Below are 23,640 nucleotides of genomic sequence, written 5' to 3'. Positions count from 1 at the left end.
TGCATATATGAATTTTAGGATTATACTTCTGTGATTTGAAGAACTGGAGTGTAAAGTGGAGACGTTTTATGGCATCAGCAGCAGAGCAATTTGCTTCCAATATAAATTTCGGCACCTTTTCGCGTGCAACTGAATTAAAGAAACGCATCTGGTTTACTCTGTTGGCGCTTCTTGTATATCGTTTTGGCACTTACATCTCTCTTCCAGGTATCAATATCGATGCTTTGCGGCAAACATTTGAACATCACGCGTCGGGTGTATTAGGACTCTTTAATATGTTTGCTGGAGGTGCCGTTGGGCGTATGGCTATTTTTGCGCTGGGTATCATGCCTTATATATCGGCATCTATTATTGTGCAATTGTTAACATCTATTATTCCTTCTTTGGAAACTCTTAAAAAAGAAGGGGATTTAGGTCGTAAGATTATCAATCAATATACGCGTTATGTAACAGTCGTATTGGCAATTCTACAAGCTTTTGGTATTGCGGTTGCGCTTGAAAGCGGTATAGGGTCGGGGCTTCAAATTGTTTTAGAACCAGGTCTTATGTTTCGTATTTCTTCTGTTATTACGCTTGTTGGCGGAACGATGTTTCTTATGTGGCTTGGCGAGCAAATTACGTCACGTGGTATTGGTAATGGGGTTTCTCTTATCATTTTTACAGGGATTGTAGCCAACTTTCCTTCTACTTTTGCTCAGCTTTTGACAGCTCATAGTCAGGCTGATTTATCAACTTTTCTTTTAATAGGAATCGTTCTTATTGCTGTTTTGGTTATTGGGCTTATTGTTTTTATAGAGCGTGCGCAACGGCGAATTCTTATCCAATACCCGAAACGTCAGGTCGGTAATCAAATGTTTCAAGGAGATATGTCGCATCTTCCTTTAAAGTTGAATACTGCTGGTGTTATTCCACCTATTTTTGCTTCATCTTTATTATTATTACCTGCCACTATTAATAATTTTTCTGATAAAATGCCACAATGGGTTCAGGAGATTTCTTATGCTCTTGGTCATGGACAGCCACTTTATATGATTGTTTATGCATTTTTAATGGCGTTTTTTTGCTTTTTTTATACAGCTATTGTGTTTAATCCAAGTGATACTGCAGATCAGTTGAAAAAACATTCTGGTTTTATTCCAGGGATTCGTCCAGGTGAGCGTACAGCCGAATATATTGATTACGTTTTGACGCGTATTACTGTTGTGGGCGCTATTTATATTATCTTGGTTTGTTTGTTACCTGAATTTATGATATCTGCATTACAGGTTCCTTTTTATCTTGGGGGAACATCCTTGTTGATTGTTGTTACTGTTACACTTGATACGGTTGCTCAAATTCAGGGGCATCTTGTTGCCCACCAATATGAAGGGTTGATAAAAAAATCAAAACTTCGTGGAGGTAGAAGGAATCGATGAGAGTTATTCTTTTAGGTCCTCCTGGAGCGGGAAAAGGTACGCAAGCAAAAATGTTGACTGAGGAATATAACATTCCTCATTTATCAACAGGGGATATGTTGCGTGAGGTGATTGCCAAAGAAACGGAGATTGGTAAAAAAGCTAAAGCTATTATAAGTTCTGGTGCTTTGGTACCTGATAGTATTGTTAATCAAATCGTATCAGATCGGATTGATGAAGCTGATTGTGTAAACGGTTTTGTTTTGGATGGATATCCGCGAACTGTGGGGCAAGCAGAAGCGTTGCAACAGATACTGGATTCAAAAAATATGTGGCTTAATGCTGTTATTGAATTGTGTGTTGATGAAGACGTGTTGATTGAACGTATGAAGAAGCGTGTTGAGGAAACAATAGCGACTGGTGGACAGGTTCGTTTAGATGACAATCCTGTTGCTTTTGCAAAAAGATTAGTAGAATATCGTGAAAAAACAGCTCCCTTATCAAAATTTTATTCAGAGAGGGGAATGTTGAAGGTTATTGATGGAATGATTGGTGTTGCTGAAGTGACACGTATGATTAGAGGGTTTCTTTCATGAGATTTTTTTTTAGAAATAAATGAAAAGAGTTGACTTTTGAGATGAAATCTATCAAAAGTGAATTTAATTTATTTTAGTGAGATAATAGGATTCGGAAGAATTTTTTTCTGAGTCTATTTTTTTCTGTAAAGTATATCAGGTATTTTATAACAATTTGTCAAAATAACTAAGGAGAGTAGGCGTGGCTCGTATTGCTGGCGTCAATATCCCGACAAATAAGCGTGTAATTATTGCGCTTCAATATATCCACGGGATTGGACCAAAATTTGCTCAAGAAATTATTGAAAGAGTTGGCATTCCTTTGGGGCGTCGTGTGCATGAGCTTTCAGATGCTGAGGTGCTGCAGATTCGTGAGGCAATAGATCAGGGGTATCAAGTTGAAGGTGATCTTCGTCGTGAGGTTGCTATGAATGTTAAGCGTTTGATGGATCTTGGTTGTTATCGGGGATTGCGTCATCGCCGATCTTTGCCTGTCCGAGGACAGCGTACACATACGAATGCCCGTACACGTAAAGGTCCGGCTAAGGCAATCGCCGGTAAGAAGAAATAAGGGCCTTTGTGGAAGGTTTTTTATATATTCTTTTTCTTGTTTGATTTGTTTGACAAGGAAAAAAGGTGGAGCTGCTGATGTTACGGCAGTGATGAGATCGTTGAAAGGGAAATTATGGCCAAGGAAGCCACACGTGTTCGTCGTCGCGAACGTAAAAATATTTCATCGGGTGTTGTGCATATTAATTCAACATTTAATAACACAATGATTACTATTACTGATGCTCAGGGTAATGCAATTGCTTGGTCATCTGCGGGAGCTCAGGGGTTTAAAGGTGCGCGTAAATCGACACCTTTTGCTGCTCAAGTTGCTGCGGAGGATTGTGCAAGAAAAGCGCAAGAGCATGGTATGCGTTCTTTGGAAGTTGAAGTTTGTGGACCTGGATCAGGGCGTGAATCTGCTTTACGTGCATTGCAATCTGTTGGTTTTGTCATTACTTCTATTCGCGATGTAACACCAATTCCTCATAATGGATGTCGTCCGCGGAAAAGGCGGCGTGTTTAATTGGGTGTTGTTTTTTGTTGTCGGAGATTTCTCTGATGTTCACATTGGTCGTTACGATTGAATGGTAACGGAACTAAAGAACGGGAATAAAAATATGATCCAGAAAAACTGGCAGGAACTTATTAAACCCAATAAGGTTGAATCATGTGCACATGATAATCCAAATATTATAAGTGTGATTGCTGAACCTCTTGAGCGTGGTTTTGGTTTAACGTTAGGAAATGCGCTTCGTCGCGTTTTGTTATCTTCGCTTCGTGGTGCTGCTATTACTGCTGTGCAGATTGATGGTGTCTTGCATGAATTTTCATCGATTCCAGGTGTGCGTGAGGATGTTACGGATATTATTCTGAATATAAAAGAAATTGCGCTTCGTATGGAAGAAGAAGGGCCTAAACGTGTCGTCGTTTATAAAGAGGGGCCTGGTGTCGTGAAAGCGGGAGATATCAGTACAGTTGGGGATATGGAAATTCTAAATCCAGATCATGTTATTTGTACTCTTGATGAAGAAGCTGAAATTCGTATGGAATTTATTGTCAACACAGGAAAGGGGTATGTTCCATCTGATCGTAATTGTGTTGATGATGCACGTATAGGGCTTATTCCAATTGATAGTCTTTATTCACCTATCCGTAAGGTATCTTATAAAGTAGAAAATACACGCGAAGGTCAAGTTCTCGATTATGATAAATTAACGCTCACGATTGAAACAAACGGTGCTGTTAATGGTGAGGATGCTGTTGCTTTTGCAGCACGCATTCTTCAGGATCAATTATCGTTATTTATTAACTTTGAAGAGCCACAGAAGGAGCCTGTTGAAGAGGCTGATTCTGAGCTTTCTTTTAATCCTGCTCTTCTCAAAAAAGTGGATGAATTAGAACTTTCAGTTCGTTCGGCAAATTGTCTTAAGAATGATAATATTGTCTATATTGGTGATCTGATTCAGAAAACAGAATCTGAAATGCTTCGGACACCGAACTTTGGTCGCAAGTCGTTGAATGAGATTAAAGAAGTTTTGGCGTGTATGGGTTTACATCTTGGGATGGAGATTCCTGCGTGGCCGCCTGAAAACATTGATGATCTTGCAAAACGTTATGAAGATCAATATTAAAATTAGAATTTAAGGAGAGGGCTTATGCGCCATAGTAAGTCAGGACGCAAGTTGAACCGTACTGCCAGTCACCGTAAAGCGATGTTTGCAAATATGGCAACTTCGTTGATCGAGCATGAGCAGATTGTGACAACACTACCAAAGGCTAAGGAAATTCGTCCTATTGTTGAAAAACTCGTTACTCTTGGTAAGCGTGGTGGTTTGCATGCGCGTCGGCAAGCTATTGCAGCACTTCGTGATGCAGGAAAGGTTGCAAAATTATTTGATACGCTTGCGCCACGTTATGCATCACGCAACGGTGGGTATTTGCGTATTATGAAAGCGGGGTTTCGTACCGGTGATAATGCGCCCATGGCTGTTATAGAATTTGTTGATCGTGATGTTGAAGCGAAGGGTGCTGGGGATCGTGCTCGCATGGAAGCTTCTGAGAATGAAAAGGGAACATCTTCGTAGAGTTTTTTATTCTGTTGGATTTTTAAAGGCCGCCTTGTCTTGGGCGGTTTTTTTGTGAGCATTTTTAAGTTTGTTTTAGTTGAGAAATAGGTGCAGAGAGAAAATTATAGAATATTGAATTATCTTATTTTTATAATATTTATTGTTCAAATAGGTTGTTTTTATTCTCTATTATGAAATATTAATAGAGGTCCTTAATTTGCGGGGATACGTTTTTTTATTCTATTAATCTTCAACAGAATGTGCTGATTTTATAAGGAGTGGATTATGAGGTATTCTTTTTGGGTGCGGATTTTTTTTGCAATTATGATGCAGATATCATTTGATCATGTATATGCTCATGTTCCTCAAACACAAACAGAAATCACCCTTTCATTTGCTCCTTTAGTTAAAAAGACAGTTCCATCTGTTGTAAATATTTATGCAGCTCGACAAATTAGAGCTCGATCACCTTTTGAAGGCGATCCATTTTTTGAGCAATTTTTTGGTCGTTTTCAAAATAAATTTCCTGTTCGTAAGCAATCGTCATTAGGATCAGGGGTGATTGTTGATGCACGTGGTTTGATCGTTACAAATTACCACGTCATTAAAGATGCAAGCGAAATTAAAGTGGCTTTTTCTGATGGACGGGAGTTTGAGAGTAAGGTCGTGCTCAAAGATGAAGCAACTGATATTGCAATTCTTGAAGTTAAGGAAAAAGATGCTCAATTTCCGGCTCTTTCTTTGGGAAATTCTGATACTGTTGAAGTTGGTGATCTTGTTCTTGCTATTGGTAATCCCTTTGGTGTTGGTCAAACAGTTACAAGTGGTATTGTTTCAGCGCAAGCGCGTACACGTGTTGGGATTTCTGATTTTGACTTTTTTATTCAAACAGACGCAGCCATTAATCCAGGGAATTCTGGTGGCGCTTTAATTGATATGAAAGGTCAGTTAATCGGAATTAATACGGCTATCTATTCGCGTTCCGGTGGTTCTGTAGGGATTGGTTTTGCTATTCCAGTTAATCTTGTAAAAGTGATGCTTGATACTGTTAAACGCGGTGGAAAATATTTTGTGCCGCCTTATATTGGGGCTTCTTTTCAAAATGTTACAGCTGATATTGCTGGTGGTTTAGGTTTAGAACGTCCCTATGGTGCTCTGATTATTGAAGTTATCAAAGATAGTCCTGCTGAAAAAGCTGGATTGAAAGTAGGTGATGTTATTTTGAGTGTGCAGGGGGTACGCGTTGACAGTCCAGATAGTCTTGGTTATCGTTTGATGACAGCTGACGTTGAGCATAGTCTTGCCTTGGAATATTTACGAAGTGGAAAAACTTTAAAAACACAAATAACAGTTTCATCAATATCAGAAACTGCATTTTTAAAATCTGAAAAAATTACGGGTGACAGTCCTCTTGCTGGTGCTGAGGTGTTAGATTTAACACCGCAAAATAGTCGACGTTTTCATCTTCCTATATCTGCAAAAGGGGTTGTGATTACCAATCTTGAGGAAATGAGCAATGCAGCTGGAATTTTTCAGTCAGGAGATATTCTACGTGTTGTAAATGGCCATAAAATTCAAACAGTTCATCAGTTGAAAAAGGTTCTTATGCAAGGTCGCTCAAATATGTGGCAATTGGAATATGAACGTGATGGTATGTATATTCGCCAATTTATTCGTTGAGGTTTTTTTTTGAAGAAAGATTTTTTTACTTCGTCGTTTGATTTTCAAGTTAATAAAAATCAGCCACTTGCAGAAAGAATGCGCCCTTGTTCTCTCAATGATGTTGTGGGACAAAAGCATTTGATTGGAGAGGATGGTTTGCTTTCACGTATGGCGGCAACAGGCTCAATTGGATCGATGATTTTTTGGGGACCTCCAGGGACGGGAAAAACGACCGTTGCACGTTTGTTAGCCCTTGAAACAAATTTCGCGTTTGAACAGGTTTCTGCTATTTTTACAGGAGTTTCTGAACTTAAAAAGATTTTTGAAGTTGCGCAGAGGCGTTTTATATCTGGGGATAAAACACTTCTCTTTGTTGATGAAATTCATCGGTTTAATCGTGCACAGCAGGATAGTTTTCTTTCTGTGATGGAAGAGGGTACTGTGGTACTTATAGGTGCAACAACCGAAAATCCTTCTTTTGAACTGAATGCTGCCCTTCTTTCGCGTGCACGTGTTTTAACATTTCTTTCTCATGATCATGAAAGTTTGGACATGCTTTTGAGGCGTGCTGAAGAAGTGGAGGGAAAAACTCTTCCCTTGGATAATGATGCCAGAGACGTTTTGATAGAGATGTCTGATGGTGATGCGCGGGTTGCGTTAACATTGGCAGAGGAAGTTTGGTCTATTGCGCCATTGGGAGAGATTCTTGATGTTGTTGCTTTGCAAAAAGTTATTCAGCGTCGTGCGCCTATTTATGATAAAGGACGAGATGGGCATTATAATCTCATTTCAGCGTTGCATAAATCCGTTCGTGGATCTGATCCTGATGCTGCGCTTTATTATTTGGCACGTATGTTGGATGCTGGTGAAGATCCTCTCTATATTGGGCGAAGATTGGTTCGTATGGCCGTTGAAGATATTGGTTTGGCGGATCCTCAAGCTCTTGTCATTTGTAATGCAGCAAAAGATGCCTATGATTATTTAGGATCACCAGAAGGAGAGTTGGCCTTGGCGCAAGCATGTCTTTATGTTGCAACTGCGCCAAAGTCAAATGCAGCATATCTTGCGTATAAAGCAGCACTGCGTTGTGCACGCAAAAATGGCTCTTTACCACCTCCTAAGCATATTCTTAATGCTCCTACGAAATTTATGAAGGAAGAAGGGTATGGAAGTGGTTATTGTTATGACCATGATGAACCAGATGCTTTTTCAGGACAAGAATATTTTCCCGAAAAACTTGGACGTCAGAGTTATTATAAACCAGTTGAGCGTGGTTTTGAGCGTGAAATTGTGAAACGTCTTGAGTGGTGGCAACAGTTGCGCAAAAAACGTAAAGATCAAAATAAAATTTGAGTTGAAATACGTTTTTTATTGATCTCTTATGTTATTGTATGAGAAATTTAGCTTATATTTTAAACAATTTATTGCATTGCTTGTAGAGATTTTTTTGATATCTTCAAAAGTGCATATTTTTTCAAATTTAAATATATCATTCAACTTTTAAGCTGCTTTATTTTTTTTGGTTTTATTAAATAATATATTGACTTATAATGATAATTAACTGTTTCGTAAGTTGAATGAAAGTTTCAAATACCGTAAATTTCTCTCATCCCAAGTCTGTTATTTGTTGAAGCAATCAAGTTATTCGCTTGCATGTTACAAGCAGGATTAGCGTGTGATAAAAACTGTACAAGAAAGGACTAAAAATCCCTCCTATGAATTGTCTCAAGTGCCGAGAGCTGTTGCAATATTGGAGGATGATAAATAGTGTGATGGTGCCGGCTTGCTCCTTCTATAGAGTAAAGATGGTGATGCCTAAAGGGTTTTGCAGTATACCACATTCATAGGTGTTGTCACAAAATGAGCTTGGAAGTTTTGAGAGATGTTTCTTAAATCAAGTGCATGAATATGCAACACAATAGCGTTTTGTTCTTCGATGCAATAGGGTATGAGGTTGATTGATGATGCGTTTTTTGTGTGATCAATAGCGGGAGAATTCTTAGTCTCTCAAGTATTTAATCAAAGGGATAAGCAGAAGGGTTGTAGAACATTGTGTTTAAAATTAAATTGTTCCTTTTCTAGAGAGATATAAATATGTTAACTATGCTCCCATAGAGATATTACTTTATTGGAGTTTATTATGTGTCATAAGATAAGCAATGCCAATTCTTTATTGTGATGGTCATGAATGTTTATGGACATAATGTGGAGATAGGAATGGAAATAGTCTGTGAAACTCTAAACTCAAGCCTTTAGTTAAATTAAAAGTACAGTATACACTAAAGTTTTAGGTTATTATGAATTTGGTCAAGGATATAATCGTGGATAAAACAAAAGCTCTCGATGCTGCTCTCTCACAAATTGAACGTTCTTTTGGTAAAGGCTCGATTATGCGTCTTGGGCAAAAAGAGCAGGTTGTTGAAATTGAAACAATTCCAACAGGGTCGTTATCCTTGGATATTGCTTTAGGGATTGGTGGATTACCGAAGGGGCGTATTGTTGAGATTTATGGACCAGAAAGTTCTGGGAAAACAACATTGGCTCTCCATGCTATTGCTGAGGCACAGAAAGGTGGTGGGATTTGTGCTTTTATTGATGCAGAGCATGCGCTTGATCCTATTTATGCGCGTAAGCTTGGTGTTGATTTAGAAAACTTGTTCATTTCTCAGCCAGATACCGGTGAACAGGCATTGGAAATTACAGAAACGTTGGTTCGTTCTGGTGCCGTTGATGTGCTTGTTGTGGATTCTGTCGCAGCTTTAACACCGCGAGCAGAAATTGACGGTGAAATGGGTGATGCTTTGCCCGGATTGCAAGCTCGGTTAATGAGTAAAGCGTTACGAAAATTAACCGCAGCAATTTTTCGCTCTAACTGTATGGTTGTTTTTATTAATCAAATTCGCATGAAAATTGGTGTGATGTTTGGTTCTCCTGAAACGACAACGGGTGGAAACGCTTTAAAGTTTTATGCTTCTGTTCGTTTAGATATTCGTCGCATTGGATCCATTAAAGATAGGGATTCAATCGTTGGTAATCAGACGCGCGTTAAAGTGGTGAAAAATAAATTGGCACCTCCATTCAAACAGGTTGAGTTTGATATTATTTATGGTGAAGGTATTTCCAAAGTAGGTGAATTGATTGATTTGGGTGTCAAGGTTGGTGTTGTTGAAAAATCTGGTGCATGGTTTTCTTATAATTCTCAGCGTTTAGGGCAGGGGCGTGAGAATGCAAAGCAGTTTTTACGTGAACATGTGGAAATAGCTACAGAGATTGAAGCAGCTTTGCGCCAAAATGCTGGTTTGATTGCGATTGAATTGTTAGAAAATGCAGGGTCAGAAAATATAGAAAGTGATGAAGCCATTTGATGGGGGGGGTCGTCTATAATTTTTTTTCTTTAAGATTTTTCTGTTTTTTTGTTTGAGTTTTTAAATACGCAGTCATTTTTTTCTCAATTTTTTAAAACAAATATTCCATTTTTGATTAAATTGACTCCATGCGTGGCGAAGAGGATTTAATGAGGGGGGATTTTTCTTTTATGGTTTTGTGCTGTATTGAGCAGGTGTCAACATGAATAGTGTTAATAATATTCGGTCAACATTTTTGGATTATTTTCATCGTAATGGGCATAAAGTTCTTTCTTCTAGTCCGCTTGTTCCGCGGAATGATCCTACACTTATGTTTACAAATGCAGGGATGGTGCAGTTTAAAAATGTTTTTACTGGACTTGAACAACCTTCTTATACGCAGGCAACAACGGCACAAAAATGTGTTCGTGCAGGTGGAAAGCATAATGATCTTGATAATGTTGGTTATACGGCGCGCCATCATACATTTTTTGAAATGCTGGGTAATTTTTCTTTCGGTGATTATTTCAAAGAAGAAGCTATTTTTTTATCATGGAATCTTTTAACAAAGGAATTTTGCCTGCCAAAAGATAAATTGTTGGTGACAGTTTATCAGAGTGATGATGTTGCTGCTGAACTGTGGCGTAAAATTTCAGGTCTTCCAGATGAAAAAATTGTTCGTATTGCGACGGCTGATAATTTTTGGTCGATGGGAGAAACAGGCCCTTGTGGTCCTTGTTCGGAGATTTTTTATGATCATGGTGATGAAATATGGGGCGGTCCTCCTGGAAGTGCTAATGAAGATGGGGATCGCTTTATTGAGATTTGGAATCTTGTTTTTATGCAGTATGAGCAAGTTTCCAAGGAAGAACGTGTTAACTTACCTCACCCTTCTATTGATACCGGTATGGGATTAGAGCGTATTGCTGCTGTTTTACAGGGCGTTCATGATAATTATGATATTGATCTTTTTCGTGCATTAATTGCTGCATCAGAAGAAATTACAGGGATTGAGGCAAAGGGTGATTTTATTGCCAGCCATCGTGTCATTGCTGATCATCTTCGCTCATCTGCATTTTTGATTGCTGATGGTGTGCTTCCTTCTAATGAAGGAAGAGGATATGTTTTACGTCGTATTATGCGTCGTGCTATGCGTCATGCGCATCTTCTTGGTGCTAAAGAGCCCTTAATGTGGCGACTTTTACCTGCTTTAATTCGCGAAATGGGACAAGCTTATCCTGAGTTGACACGTGCTGAATCTTTGATTTCAGAAACTTTAAGGTTAGAAGAAATACGTTTTCGTAAAACGCTTGAACGAGGACTTGGTTTGTTGAACGAAGCAAGTACCGATCTTAAAGAAGGGGACTATTTGAATGGTGAAGTTGCTTTCAAGCTCTATGATACCTATGGTTTTCCGCTTGATTTGACGCAAGATGTTCTTCGTCGTCGCGGAATATCTGTTGACGTTGGTGCTTTTGATAAAGCGATGGAACGCCAAAAAGAGGAGGCACGTGCCAATTGGTCTGGTTCTGGAGAAGCTGGAACAGAGAAAATCTGGTTTTCTGTTCGTGATCAAGTGGGGGCCACAGAGTTTTTAGGTTATGAAACTGAGACAGCGAAAGGTATTCTTACAGCTCTTGTATGTGATGGTAAAATTGTTGATCATATTTCTTCAGATCAGAAAGCTATGCTTGTTGTTAATCAGACACCTTTTTATGGTGAATCTGGTGGGCAAATTGGTGATAGCGGTATCATTTCTGGTGAAAATTTTATTTTTAAGGTGCATGATACCCAAAGAAAGGGTGATGGTGTTTTTATCCATATTGGGGAGGTGAAATCTGGTCAGGCATCGAGGTCTGATTGTGTAGAATTAACGGTTGATATTGTTCGTCGTAAGAAAATTCGTGCGAATCACTCTGCTACTCATTTGTTACACGAAGCTTTACGCCAAACATTGGGGGACCATGTTACACAAAAGGGTTCTCTTGTATCGCCAGATCGGTTGCGTTTTGATTTTTCCCATCCAAAATCCGTTTCACCAAAAGAGTTGAAAAAAATAGAAGATTTAGCCAATGAGATTATTTTGCAAAATAGTAAAGTAATAACGCGCCTCATGGCTGTAGATGAGGCCATTTCTGAAGGAGCCATGGCATTGTTTGGTGAAAAATATGGTGATGAAGTTCGCGTTGTTTCTATGGGGGAGCCACTTGAACAGGAAAGATTAAAAAAGCGTTGGTCAATTGAGCTTTGTGGAGGGACACATGTGGAGCGAACAGGTGATATTGGTTTAATTCATATTGTTTCTGAAAGTTCTGTTTCAGCTGGAGTGCGGCGTATTGAAGCTTTAACAGGCAAAGAAGCACGTCTTTATCTTAGCCGCCAAGATGAACGTATTCATGAAATCGCTGATCTTTTAAAAACTTCTTCTGCTGGTGTGGAAGAACGGGTGCGAATTTTGCTTGATGATCGTCGTAAACTTGAAAAAGAATTGAATGATGTACGCAAGAAAATGATGTTGAGTGGTGGAGTAACAGAAAGGAGCCAAGGTGATATTACCATCATCAATGGGCTTTCTTTTACTGGACGCATTGTTAAAAATATTTTACCACGGGATCTTAAGGCGCTCGTCGATTCTGAGAAAAAACAAATTGGATCTGGAGTGGTTGCTTTTATTAGTGTCTCGGAGGATGGAAAAGGGAGTGCTGTTGTCGGCGTTACGGATGATTTAACGGATAAGTTAAATGCTGTAGATCTCGTTCGTATTCTTTCAGCGATGCTTGGTGGTAAAGGTGGAGGTGGCCGTTCTGATATGGCACAGGCTGGTGGTCCTGAGGGGAACAAAGCTGATGAGGCATTTGCGGCACTAAAAGATTTTCTTGAAAAAAATTAAATTAAATCATTCTGCATAGGTGTTTTTTACATTGTTATATTGGGTTGGCATCTATGTATCATGAATATCTGTCTGGTGTATTTCTGAAATGCAGATACAGCGTAATTGGGGAAAATACAATTGTAAAGATAAAGACAGTGTTTGTCTTTATCACCACTTTATCATTTGGCTTTATAGCTTCCAAGCGTTTCAGGAATCACCTTTTTAAGATAAGATAGACTATGCAGCACTTCATGCTTTGCTGTGTATTCTTTTACTAGGGAGACTAGTTATTGTGTTGCTCTTATAGATTTTTTGAAGAAACATCTCTTTTTATGAAAGGAAAAATACAAGATTTATTGCATACGATTATCCTTATAAAGTTATAAGCTATCATTATTCGATTAGTTTTCAAATGAATAAAATTTCTTTCCTTGAAAAGGCTTATAAAAGAGTTGTTGTATCTTAGAGCTATTATTTTCATTTTGCTTGTTATGTACAAGAAAACAGTTTTTTGGTTTATTATTAAAAGGTCTTGAAAGGAATATTCTCCTATCTTTATAAATCTTTATTTTAAGTTATAAGGTAATGAATTATCAATATAAATCAAAGTAATATAACATAAATCTAAATATTTAGATTAACATCTAATTTATTTATGATGAAATTGCTTTAATATATTGAATTATAATGATAATTTATCGTTTTATCTTTTGAACAAGAGCTACGAATATTCGTAGGGTTTTATTATTTCAAATTCTGTGTATGTTAAATTAATCAAAACCACTCACGAATGTCGTTGTGAAATGGGCTTAAGAGCATTGAAAAATGTTTCTTAAAAAAAGTCATATGAATGTGCAAAACAATGATGTTCTGTTCTTTATGAGAGGACTATAAAGAAAGTGATAAACAAAAGTGCAACGCAATACATAATATTCATTATTTAAAAGATATTACTTTAGTTCGTTTTGAAATTCGTAAAGCTGAGTTAAAAGAAGACGGTAAAACTGGAAATTGTTTTTACCTTTACATCTTTACATTTTCCCTAAATGAGAATGTATACTCGTCAATATGCACAGATATAGGAAAATATTTTTGTTCTAATCTAGTAAAATTGCAATAGCAGAGAAAATACTAAACTGTTTTAATATTTTTCTTAAATACCTAAAATGGATTGTGGCATTTTTAGAAATCTTTTTACTTGTATCATATATAAGCACTCTATCTTGTATTGAAGAGGCATTTTTTGCATAAGATCTATGAAGAGTATCGTTTTTATGATGCTATGGCTTCATGTAAGGGGATAACATTTTCTCCTTCTCTTTCTGGTGGTTTGATTGTTAAACCACTTGCCTTTAAAAAATTAGAGAAACGTCCCCCTTTATCGATCAATTCTTGAAAGTTTCCTTTTTCCATTAAGTGACCATGATCCAGAAAGAGTATCACATCAGCATTGCGTACTGTTGAGAGGCGATGTGCTATAATAAAAGTAGTGCGGTTATGGCTTATGCAATCGAGAGCATCTTTGACACGTGCCTCTGTTTCAACATCAAGAGCGCTTGTTGCTTCATCTAGAATGAGAATAGGGGCATTTTTTAAAACAGCGCGTGCAATTGCTAGTCGCTGTTTTTCTCCACCTGATAATTGAGATCCTCGTTCGCCCACCATTGTGTTATAACAATCAGCTTTTTTTAGAATAAAATCGTGAGCTTCTGCTATTTTTGCTGCTTCATAAAGTTCTTCATTCGTTGCGCTCGCTTTTCCTATTGAAATATTGTCATGAATAGTACGGTTGAAAAGACCCGAGTCTTGAAATACTGTTGCTAGAGATTTGCGTAAAGATTCGCGATTGATTGAGCATATATTTATTCCATCAATGGAGATATGCCCAAGGGTAGGGTCGTATACGCGCTGCAACAGATTGATCAATGTTGTTTTTCCAGCCCCTGTTGGTCCTACAATCGCAACAGTTTGTCCTGCTTTAACCTCAAAGGAAATATCAAAAACACCTTGAGAAGAATTTGGGAATTGATAGGTCACGTGATGAAATTGTATGGCGCCTTTAACATTTTGGAGGGAAGGAAGATTTTGTGGTTCGTTGATATGAAAGGTTGAGTCTTCCATTTCAAAAAATTCTTGCAGTTTTGCTTGTGAGGATATTGCACAATTAATAAAATTGCTCATTTGGTCTAGGCGGCTAATCATGAGTTGTGCAAATCCAACAAAAGCAACGACTTCACCTACTCGTAATTGATCTTTTGCAACAAAAAAAGCTCCAAGGAGAAGAACACAAACGATTGAAATTGTTGAAGCCATTCGATTTAAGCCACTGGCGAGCGCCCACCAATTGAGAACAGGATTTTGTGCTTTAAGAAGAGCATTTGTATGTTGATGCAGTATGGAAGTTTCTTCTTTTATTCGGTTATAACTTTGTACAATGGAAACATTAGAGATTGAATCACTGACATGTTTAAAAAGGTTATGATGATAGCATTCTACAGCGGCTTGTCCGTCTTTTGTTTTTCGCATCACTAAACGTGCAATTAATACATAAATGATGGCAAGCACAACCAAGACTATTGAAAGACGCCAATTCATATTAAACGCTATGGGGATGAGAACCAATAAGGCGACAAGCGTTGAGAGATGTTGGCGCATAAAATCAAGCCATATGGTTGACATGGAATCTATTGCGCGCAAAAGTGTATGGAGTGCGTTGGAAGTTCCACGTTGTTGATGCCAAATTAAAGGCATGGCAATGATACGTTCGAAAGATTCCGTTAAAACCGTTAAGCGGCGTCTATGGGCTAAGCGGTCAGCACCGCGAGCAACAAGGACATAAGCAATAATATGTGAAAGTCCAAAACAAACCCAAATGGCAAGAGTAGGGATGATAGCTGTTTTGTCTGTAATAGAATCAATAACCCGTCCAAATAAAATAGGTTCTGCAATAGTGATAATAGCTAATATAACATTAGCGGTACAGATTAAAAGGGATGCATTTTTTTCTCTATTTAGGTAAGTGAGAACACGTGCATAGGTTTTGAATAAGGACACGGTTAATTATCTCCATTCGCTATTAAGCGTAAAGGCTGTTGATTTTTACAACGCTTAGTTTTTAGCTAATAAAATTTGGACGTTAAGAAAAGGAAATTTTGGATACTAACTGTAATATGGTGTGATAAAACCAACTAAAATATGAATTTTTGTGTTTATAAAGGCGCAAAAATAGATCAATAAAATTATCAGGTAAGGGAATTTTCATGGCAGGCATAGAAATAAAAAAAGTTGAGGCAGATGAAAATGGAATGCGCTTAGATCGCTGGTTTAAAGTGCATTATCCAGGACTTGGTTTTGGAGCTTTGCAAAAATTGTTGCGTTCTGGTCAGATACGGGTTGATAGTGGACGTGTTAAAGCCGATACGCGTCTTTGTATAGGGCAAGCTGTTCGTATTCCACCTCTCCCTATTAATGACAAGGAGAGTCTTTCAATAACGGATAAAACACTTCGTGGGCAGGATGATGGGACCGTTTTGAAAAAAATGCTGCTTTATGAAGATCCAAAGGTATTTGTTTTTAATAAACCAGCTGGGTTGGCTGTACAAGGAGGCTCTGGTTTAACACGTCATATGGATAGTATGCTTGAGGTATGGCGCAATAAAAAAGGTGAAAAGCCGCGTTTGGTTCATCGTCTTGATCGTGAGACGTCGGGTGTGCTTATTGTTGCGCGATCAAGGGGAGCTGCTCAGTCCTTAACTGCTGCTTTTAGAGCGCGAGAAACAAAAAAGACTTATTGGGCGTTGGTTCGGGGCGTGCCTAAAAAAAAGCAGGACAAAATTTCAACGTGGATGGTTAAGGAAATGACTGCACAAGGTGACAAAATGCGTGTTTGTGAACATGGGGAGCCAGATTCACATCATGCGGTTTCTTACTATCGCGTTTTAGATACGCGAGGGCGGGCTCTTTCGTGGCTTGAAATGGAACCCTATACAGGGAGAACACATCAGCTTCGTGTGCATGCAGCCCATATGGATCATCCTATCATTGGCGATACAAAGTATTTTTTTTCTGATAGTAATTGGACATTACCAGGAGGAATTCAAAATCGTCTTCATCTTCATGCACGTCGTATTCGTATTCCGCATCCTTCAGGAGGAATATTGGACATTGTTGCACCTTTACCACCTCATATGGTCCAAAGTTTTAATCTTTTATCTTTTAATGAGAGTGATGCTGAAACCGACTAAACAAACTTCATTTGTTCTTTTTGATTGATACAAATTTTATCTATAAATTTGATAAGATGAATAGGGCATCATTTGAAGAAAGTTTTTGATAAGATAGCTATGAGAAAATTGTGTTTTTGAGTGATGAAATTTTCGAATATCATGGCTTTCTTTCTACAGCTCTTTATCCATATTGATTGTATTGTTATTTTGGATATGATGTATCGTTTAATAATCTGAGTTTATGAAGCTGCTCCTTTGAATTATCTACAGAGGTCATATATTGGGGAGGCGTGTCTGTTGAGGGAGATGAGTTAGATAAAATCTGAAAGATATTTACTAAAATAGTGAAAGCAATTTTAGTTTTTTCATGGGGAATAATGGAGGCATTTTATAGTAATGCTGAGGGAAAGTAGCCTCTCAAAAAATTCCTGTTGTCAAGGATTTTTGTTTTGTTATCAATGTGGTTTGATATGCTTATAGTATAGATTTATGCTTTGTATCTTTGCTTACACAATGAAGCCTTCTTAGCAAAGCTCTCCTTTCAATGACCAATTATTTTTCTACTTACTTAGTTTATCCAAAAGATTATCTTTCATAAAAGAAGAAATAAGTTTTTAGTATCTTAATGCTTCATTGAAGTGAACTCATCACATTGAAAAAATATCTAGACAAAAAATTGGAGATAAAACGTCAGGCGCGTTTTATTGCTCTAGGGAGGGCTTGAACACTTTTGTTTTTTCTAGTGAACAAAAACAGATATTTATTATGGGAACATTCAAAGGGGGGATAAATTGAAATGAGGAGTGACTGATGGGATCATTATTGATTGACGTTAATAACGTCTCAAAAATATATCGCAACATTGACAGAGGAATTGGTTTTAAAAACAAGATATTTTCTCTCCTCAAGCCGGTTTATACAAATCATCATGTGTTAAAAGATATGAGTTTCACCCTCTTTTCAGGGCAATCGTTAGCAATTCTTGGCCCTAACGGAGCGGGTAAATCGACACTGATTAAAATACTTTCTGGTATACAATACGCTGATGAGGGATGTGTTAAAGTCCTTGGTGTTGATCCTTATAAAGCGAAGAAAAATCTGTTCAAGTCTTTGGGTGTGGTCTTTGGTCATAAGAATTGTTTATGGTGGGATTTGCCCTTACGCTACAGTCTGGATATGGTTCAACCATTATATGGTCTTGAACGCGCCTCTTTTACCCGTGATCTTAAAGAGATCGCTGAGTTACTGGGTCTTGAGCATATTATGGATAAGCCAGTGCGGATGCTTAGTCTGGGTGAGAGAGTGAAAAGTGAATTGGCATTTAATCTCTCCTTTAGACCTAAACTGTTGTTTCTCGATGAGCCAAGTATTGGTCTTGATCTTACATCTAAGCATGAAATCAGGGAGCTTCTTAAAAAACTGAAAAGGGAGCGTGGCACTGGGTATATCATCACAAGTCATGATATGGGAGATATTGATGGATACGTTGATGATATTATTCTCTTGCATAAAGGAAAGAAACAGTTTCATGGTAATCTTCACGCGCTTAAAAATGTCATTCCTTCTTTGGTGAGAATAACGTTTTTTTGTGAACACATGGCTGTACCTTCAGCTGTTGTAGAAAAAATTGATGAGATTGCGTTGAAATTATCTACTTCTTTAAAAGATAAGCACTTTAACGCTGAAGAATGCTCGCTGGAGGTTTCGCTGCCCCGTGAGGATTTTGCGCGTTTTGTACGCGAAATTACAACCAAATTGAACTGTACGTTCTCTGTATCCACTCCCTCGCTTGAAGAGATGCTCCGTGTTAAATTTAAAGAATTTATCTAACCACTGCTTTGGTATGTTTCTTTTTGCCAAGAATGGATTACTCACTGTTCTAAGTGATAGAGCAATGTTTTTTACCGATATTATCATTGGGTCACTTTCGCCATTTGTTATTCAACTTCTATTATGGAATGCACTTTTCTCTGATACGGGCAACACCATAAATGGCTTTAGCTTTTATGATATGATGTATTATTATGCTTTTGCTTTAGTCCTAGGTCGCTTAAATAATGGTTATAATGTGATTAAGTTTTTCTCTCATCATGTTAAAGAAGGCCAATTAGAAGTATATCTTACAAAGCCCTTTAGTTATATGACACAAATGCTTTTTACTTTTTTAGGGGAGAGTGTATTATATAGCATCCCATTATTGGCTCTTTTTATTGTTAAGCTTGTTTTATCCTATGAAAATATTCTGGGATTGGTCATCGCTTTTCTGTTCTTTTTTCTGGTTGTTATTCTATCACAATTGCTTTGTTTTTTAATCTCTTTTGGAATTGCTTTATTAAGCTTTTGGGTGATTGAGTACAATATATTACTCTCTTTTAGTATTCTTAGTTCAGCGCTTCTTGGGGGTGTTCTTTTACCACCATCTTTTTGGCCGGTGTGGCTTATTCCGCTTATGCAATTTAATCCTTATCGTTTCATGATATCCGCTCCTGCCGAGTTTTTCGCGACGCAAAATTTAGCGTTGTTTCAGCAGTTTATTTTCGGAAGTTTTACTTATATTTTGTGTTTTTTATTCTTAATTTATATCGCTTGGAATAAAGGGATGAAAGCATATAATGGAGCAGGTGGTTGAGATGAAAATCATCCTTCATTTTATCAGTCTGAATATCCGCCGACAGATTGTTTATGGTAAGAATTTGGCTGGGGAGTTTATTCTTTCTCTATGCTATTATTTTATTCAATTCATATTTATTGATAGAGTATCTTCTTTTTCAGGAAAGATCGGTAACTATAGCAGAGATGAAATCCATTTTATCTTTGTTGTCTTTGTTTTACTTGGAATATTTTTGAATATTTTTATTAATTCTATTGAAACGTTTTTTGAAAAAGTAGCGGATGGTAAAATTGAACCATACTTGATAAAGCCCGTTTCAATTTGGTTGTTGATGTTGTTTGGTTGGTGTAAACCTCTTAATTTGATCAAGCTCTTTGTCCTTTATGTTAGTGCCTATTTATTTGTATCATTACCGAATATTTCTGATCTTAAGCTAAGATGGATCTCTTTTGTTGTTGCAATATTTTGTGTTTTTATTGTCAATATTTGTTTTTTTCTGATGTTCAATTTTATAACATTTATTATTAGCCGTAAGATGCCTGTCGAATATTTTCATGAAATGATTTATGAGCTTTCATTTGTGCCAATAGGAATTTATCCTTTAAGCATCGTAAAATGGCTTTTGTTTATGCTTCCCATGGCTTTTTCTGCTTCCTTGCCTGTGTCATTGTTGCTTGGTAAAGGCGAATGGAATATTGGATATCTTCTGTTGAGCGCTTTTCTTTCCATGGTCATGACTTTCATAAGTTATAAGAAAACAATGCGTAAATTTAATGGATTAGGGGGATGAGATGAAAGTCAGCATGATTATAAAAATAAAAAAAATTGAGTGAATAATTCTATTGTACCATAAATTATCGTTATTTATTCTGGCGATATAAGGCATGTAGAATTTTCACATGAGGATTTTTTTTTATTGTTAGATAAGATTGAACAATAATATAGGCCGCATTCCCACGGTTACTGGCAAGGAGCGTGAAATAGAAATCAGAGGTTTAAACTGTTCGATTTTAGATGGCAGCTTGATGACAAAAGCCAATGGTAAGATGGCATACAATTTAATATCATTCATAATACGAGCCAGATGTGTTCTTTTTCGGTTATAGTGCTAAAAAATTGTCAAAAGTGGATAATTTTTATATGTGTAGAATGTGGTTATTCGTGCGGATTTTGTTGGTGCATTCAATATATTATTACGTGGATGAGTTTTTGCTTAAACAATAAGAAAATTGACAGAATAAAGCTTTTAAGTTGCCCGATAGAAAGCTAAGAGCTTCGCCAAACAACATGATAGCAATTATCAAGACAACAATCACATAGAGATTTTTCAGCATGCTGAGCAGTCAAAATTCAGTTAATAATTGCTTGGAAATAAAAGGATTCACCAATCCAAGCAGGCAAAAACGATGGCAACGCAACTGAGTTCAATAACATAATTAAATATATTTCTTTGTTTTACTTGTTAACTAATGGAATTATACCTAATTTTATTGTGAATTTCTTATTTTATGTTATGATTTTATTTGATATAGAGATAATTATTATGTACTATTTTAGTGTTATTATAAATATTATTATTTAATTAAATATATACAATATAAACATAATATATTTATATTATTTTAAAAAGTAATTAAATAAGATATTATTTTTTAAAAAATTATTTTCTATTTTTTTAATATTAATAAGCTCATTTTTCAATTTTTCTTAACAATGATAAGAGAAAAATGGAGTTTTACATCCTCTTTACAATAAATAAAAATGATACATTAATCTGGTTTTGCTCTCTAAGCTTAGAGCTATACAAATGTTATTGCTTATCATTAATAAAACTAATGTGATTGATGGCGTAGAGATTACAAAGGGCTAATTTTTTTTGCATGTAATTCATATCTTTTACAAGACTTTAAAAATAACACAGAAAAAATGAGAGAGGAAGGAATAGTGAACAAGAGTGATAAGCTTTTTCATTTTCTAGTGTTATGATTACTTTTGTATTTTACGGTTCATTCATTGTATGTATGATCAATTCCAAAATTTTTATTTTAAGCTTATAGTGAATCTATATTTTAGTCTGTTATTGAAGTGTTGTCGTGATTGAGATTACAATATCACAGTAGTGAACACTCTGATTTAATAGAGAAGATTGTTTGCTAGCAAATAATCTATCCATATCAACGTTATTTAAATTTTTTTCCAAAATATATATATATATATCGATGTTAATTTTCGTGATTGATATCTTTTCTAAGATGAAAAGGGGCATGAGCTGATTTAAATATCCATAAATTTTTCGTATTAACTCAAAAAATATACGATCACATCATTTTACGGCTATTCTAGATTATCATTTTGATAAACTGAATAAGTATAGCGATGCGTCTTACAAATATTTGCTAAAATGCTTTTATTGGACATTATTAAATTTTTATGATTCATATTTTTAATCATTTTATCTTGGTTAGAAAGAAGGTGTATTCATTTTTATTTCTCTATTTTATCTTAGAGTCGTGGAATTATATTAATGTTAGAAAGTTATAATTGTGGAAGACAATGAACTTTATTAAAATTATTCCACGTTCTTGTAGAAACGCATGGCTGTGAAATCGTTGAAATGTGTAATAGCTTATGGCATTAGATTTGGCGCATTCACCAAAGTTATCCCTTATCTTACCTAATTTAGCTTTTTCAATCAAAGAGTTAAGCTGGTGCTTACGCTAATTGTAGCTGGGGCAAATATTTTTTCTCAATCTATCCTAAGGAAAAATTATTTTATAAAAATATTTATTTTACTATATTATACAAAAAAATAAAAATATTATGTGTAACTAAAAAACAACATATTGATATTTTTATATATTATAAAATCATAATAATATTTATGATAATAAAGCTAAATTTATAATAAAAACAATAAAATAATTTTATTTTAATATATTTTTATCATTAAACTACATAATGTAAAGTACAAATAAAATAATTGACAATTATTAAATAAACATGTAACGGATATATTGTAAGTGTAATATAATATAAAATTAACAATTAAAATAAAATTATTAATTAAATTTTGTATTAGATTTTTATTATCAGAAGATAAATATACTTTATCGATAGATAACGGAATGTTTTCTATTTAGAGGGGGCGGTAAAGAAAATTTATTTTACTAAATATTGTAATTAGGTGGTTATGATGAAAATATTCAAGCATTGTATAGTATGTTTTGTTGCAGTAGCGATTTTCTTTTCACAGATTTTAAGAGCCAATGCTGATTCTTTAAATGGCAGATTTCAAAATGCTGGTTTTATTTCTGTAATGACACAGGAAAATAGAGTTATTAAAGCTGTTGATATGATTATTAGCCAGTTTGGAGGACAAGGGGCTGAGAAAAATGTCCAAAAAGTTGCGGGTTTAATGGGGTTGGAGACAGCGATTTTTGGTCTCATCGCATATCTTGTATATTTCTTTACTAGAAAGCCACCGAGTCCTAACAGAGAGACAGGTGGAAGAACATTCGATGCTTTTGCTCATAGTTCATGGGCTTTGAATTAAAAGATATTATCCTTGATAAACTTTGAATTATGCTGTTATTGGATTTAAACAGCAAGTAAAATGAAATAGTTATGTCTAATATGGGGGAATTGAGGAATCCTGATTCTATTACGTTTTTTTTCCTCTATCCCCCATCTTTTTGAAGCTTTTTTATGGCTTCAAGAGCGAGTTTTTTGCGATCTGCGCTCTTTGTGTAGAGAGATGCCATAGCATCATGTGTCCAGCCAAAAATTGCTTTGAGTTGTGATACTGTTGCACCAGAATTAGCTGCGCGTGTTGCTGCTAATTTTCTTAAGCCATGTGCTGATTTTTTGATACCTGCTTGGGTACAAGCATTATAAAATGTAATTCCGAATCTTTCTTTAGGTATTTTTTCCCCGTGTTTACTACAAATGAATGTGTCCTCACCAATAGGACCAGCTTCAAGTGTTTTGGCTAATTCCGGTAAAATAGGGAGAAAAACATCTGTTTGGAATTTACTTTTCTCTGTTTTGAGATGAATAATATTGTCTTTGACATCTTTCCAGCCAATGCGAACTGCATCACCACGGCGCAACCCCGTGTAAAGAAGAACATCAATCCAAACACGTTCATGGGTACCATGTGGCCATCTTTTATAATATTTCTCAACATCTTCTTCTGTCCAAACAGGAAAGCCCCCTTTATTTTTTAGAGGAGGTTTTTTGACCCCTAAAGTTGGATTGTTTTCCAAAAGACCTTGATCAATTGCCCAATTAAAAAGTCCATTAAGGGCTTTCAGAAAGTTTCTAGCCATTGCTGGTGTT

Annotated in this window: 17 protein-coding genes; 15 read left to right on the top strand and 2 right to left on the bottom strand. The window is 36.2% G+C overall.

Features of this window, described 5'->3' with window-relative positions; all coding sequences use genetic code 11:
- Positions 1–68: 68 nt before the first annotated feature.
- From secY to alaS, 10 genes are all read left to right on the top strand, one after another.
- Entirely contained in the window at positions 69–1,415 is a 1,347-nt protein-coding gene (gene secY / locus ACFIK4_RS07700; RefSeq protein ID WP_375611483.1) for a preprotein translocase subunit SecY, read from the top strand.
- The gene (locus ACFIK4_RS07695) at positions 1,412–1,990 is read left to right on the top strand and encodes an adenylate kinase (protein WP_375613140.1); all 579 of its coding nucleotides are present in this window, start codon (positions 1,412–1,414) and stop codon (positions 1,988–1,990) included. The genes secY and ACFIK4_RS07695 overlap by 4 nt, the downstream gene beginning before the upstream one ends.
- Positions 1,991–2,171: 181 nt before the next feature.
- Entirely contained in the window at positions 2,172–2,540 is a 369-nt protein-coding gene (gene rpsM / locus ACFIK4_RS07690; protein WP_026500557.1) for a 30S ribosomal protein S13, read from the top strand.
- Between the two features lie 114 nt (positions 2,541–2,654).
- Complete coding sequence (gene rpsK, locus ACFIK4_RS07685) at positions 2,655–3,044, top strand: 30S ribosomal protein S11 (protein WP_007347762.1); 390 nt, start codon at positions 2,655–2,657, stop codon at positions 3,042–3,044.
- 94 nt (positions 3,045–3,138) lie between these two features.
- Complete coding sequence (locus ACFIK4_RS07680; protein WP_375611485.1) at positions 3,139–4,152, top strand: DNA-directed RNA polymerase subunit alpha; 1,014 nt, start codon at positions 3,139–3,141, stop codon at positions 4,150–4,152.
- A 24-nt stretch (positions 4,153–4,176) separates the two neighbouring features.
- The gene (gene rplQ / locus ACFIK4_RS07675; RefSeq protein WP_273791421.1) at positions 4,177–4,605 is read left to right on the top strand and encodes a 50S ribosomal protein L17; all 429 of its coding nucleotides are present in this window, start codon (positions 4,177–4,179) and stop codon (positions 4,603–4,605) included.
- Positions 4,606–4,872: 267 nt separating this feature from the next.
- Positions 4,873–6,267, top strand: a complete 1,395-nt coding sequence (locus tag ACFIK4_RS07670) for a DegQ family serine endoprotease (RefSeq protein WP_375613138.1) — start codon at positions 4,873–4,875, stop codon at positions 6,265–6,267.
- Positions 6,268–6,276: 9 nt separating this feature from the next.
- Complete coding sequence (locus tag ACFIK4_RS07665) at positions 6,277–7,602, top strand: replication-associated recombination protein A (RefSeq protein ID WP_375613137.1); 1,326 nt, start codon at positions 6,277–6,279, stop codon at positions 7,600–7,602.
- A 968-nt stretch (positions 7,603–8,570) separates the two neighbouring features.
- The gene (recA, locus tag ACFIK4_RS07660; protein WP_273791424.1) at positions 8,571–9,614 is read left to right on the top strand and encodes a recombinase RecA; all 1,044 of its coding nucleotides are present in this window, start codon (positions 8,571–8,573) and stop codon (positions 9,612–9,614) included.
- 202 nt (positions 9,615–9,816) lie between these two features.
- Entirely contained in the window at positions 9,817–12,483 is a 2,667-nt protein-coding gene (gene alaS, locus ACFIK4_RS07655; protein ID WP_375668429.1) for an alanine--tRNA ligase, read from the top strand.
- 1,254 nt (positions 12,484–13,737) lie between these two features.
- On the opposite strand, the gene ACFIK4_RS07650 is transcribed toward alaS, so the two are convergent.
- Positions 13,738–15,519: a glucan ABC transporter ATP-binding protein/ permease gene (locus tag ACFIK4_RS07650; protein WP_375671851.1), complete on the bottom strand. Its 1,782-nt coding sequence runs from the start codon at positions 15,517–15,519 to the stop codon at positions 13,738–13,740.
- 206 nt (positions 15,520–15,725) lie between these two features.
- On the opposite strand from ACFIK4_RS07650, the gene ACFIK4_RS07645 reads away from it, so the two are divergent.
- From ACFIK4_RS07645 to ACFIK4_RS07625, 5 genes are all read left to right on the top strand, one after another.
- On the top strand, positions 15,726–16,709 hold the full coding sequence (locus ACFIK4_RS07645; protein WP_375632409.1) for an RluA family pseudouridine synthase: 984 nt from the start codon (positions 15,726–15,728) through the stop codon (positions 16,707–16,709).
- A 792-nt stretch (positions 16,710–17,501) separates the two neighbouring features.
- Positions 17,502–18,521 carry an ATP-binding cassette domain-containing protein gene (locus tag ACFIK4_RS07640; protein WP_375638236.1) on the top strand — a complete coding sequence of 340 codons (1,020 nt, stop codon included), beginning with the start codon at positions 17,502–17,504 and terminating at the stop codon, positions 18,519–18,521.
- Positions 18,496–19,320 (top strand): ABC-2 family transporter protein, encoded by an 825-nt coding sequence (locus ACFIK4_RS07635; protein WP_375675676.1) that lies wholly within the window; start codon positions 18,496–18,498, stop codon positions 19,318–19,320. Before ACFIK4_RS07640 ends, ACFIK4_RS07635 begins: the two co-directional genes overlap by 26 nt.
- Positions 19,304–20,092 (top strand): ABC-2 family transporter protein, encoded by a 789-nt coding sequence (locus tag ACFIK4_RS07630; RefSeq protein WP_375613131.1) that lies wholly within the window; start codon positions 19,304–19,306, stop codon positions 20,090–20,092. Before ACFIK4_RS07635 ends, ACFIK4_RS07630 begins: the two co-directional genes overlap by 17 nt.
- 2,403 nt (positions 20,093–22,495) lie before the next feature.
- On the top strand, positions 22,496–22,855 hold the full coding sequence (locus ACFIK4_RS07625; RefSeq protein ID WP_375613153.1) for a hypothetical protein: 360 nt from the start codon (positions 22,496–22,498) through the stop codon (positions 22,853–22,855).
- Positions 22,856–22,979: 124 nt separating this feature from the next.
- Here the strand turns inward: ACFIK4_RS07625 and ACFIK4_RS07620 are convergent.
- The coding region (locus ACFIK4_RS07620) for a tyrosine-type recombinase/integrase (protein WP_375675673.1) at positions 22,980–23,640 on the bottom strand (661 nt) is incomplete at its 5' end.

The sequence above is a fragment of the Bartonella sp. AP9QHHD genome (genome assembly GCF_042195625.1).
In the GTDB taxonomy this organism is placed as follows: Bacteria; Pseudomonadota; Alphaproteobacteria; order Rhizobiales; family Rhizobiaceae; genus Bartonella.
The sequence above is the reverse complement of the archived record's forward strand: the minus strand, read 5'-3'. Positions and strand labels throughout refer to the sequence as shown.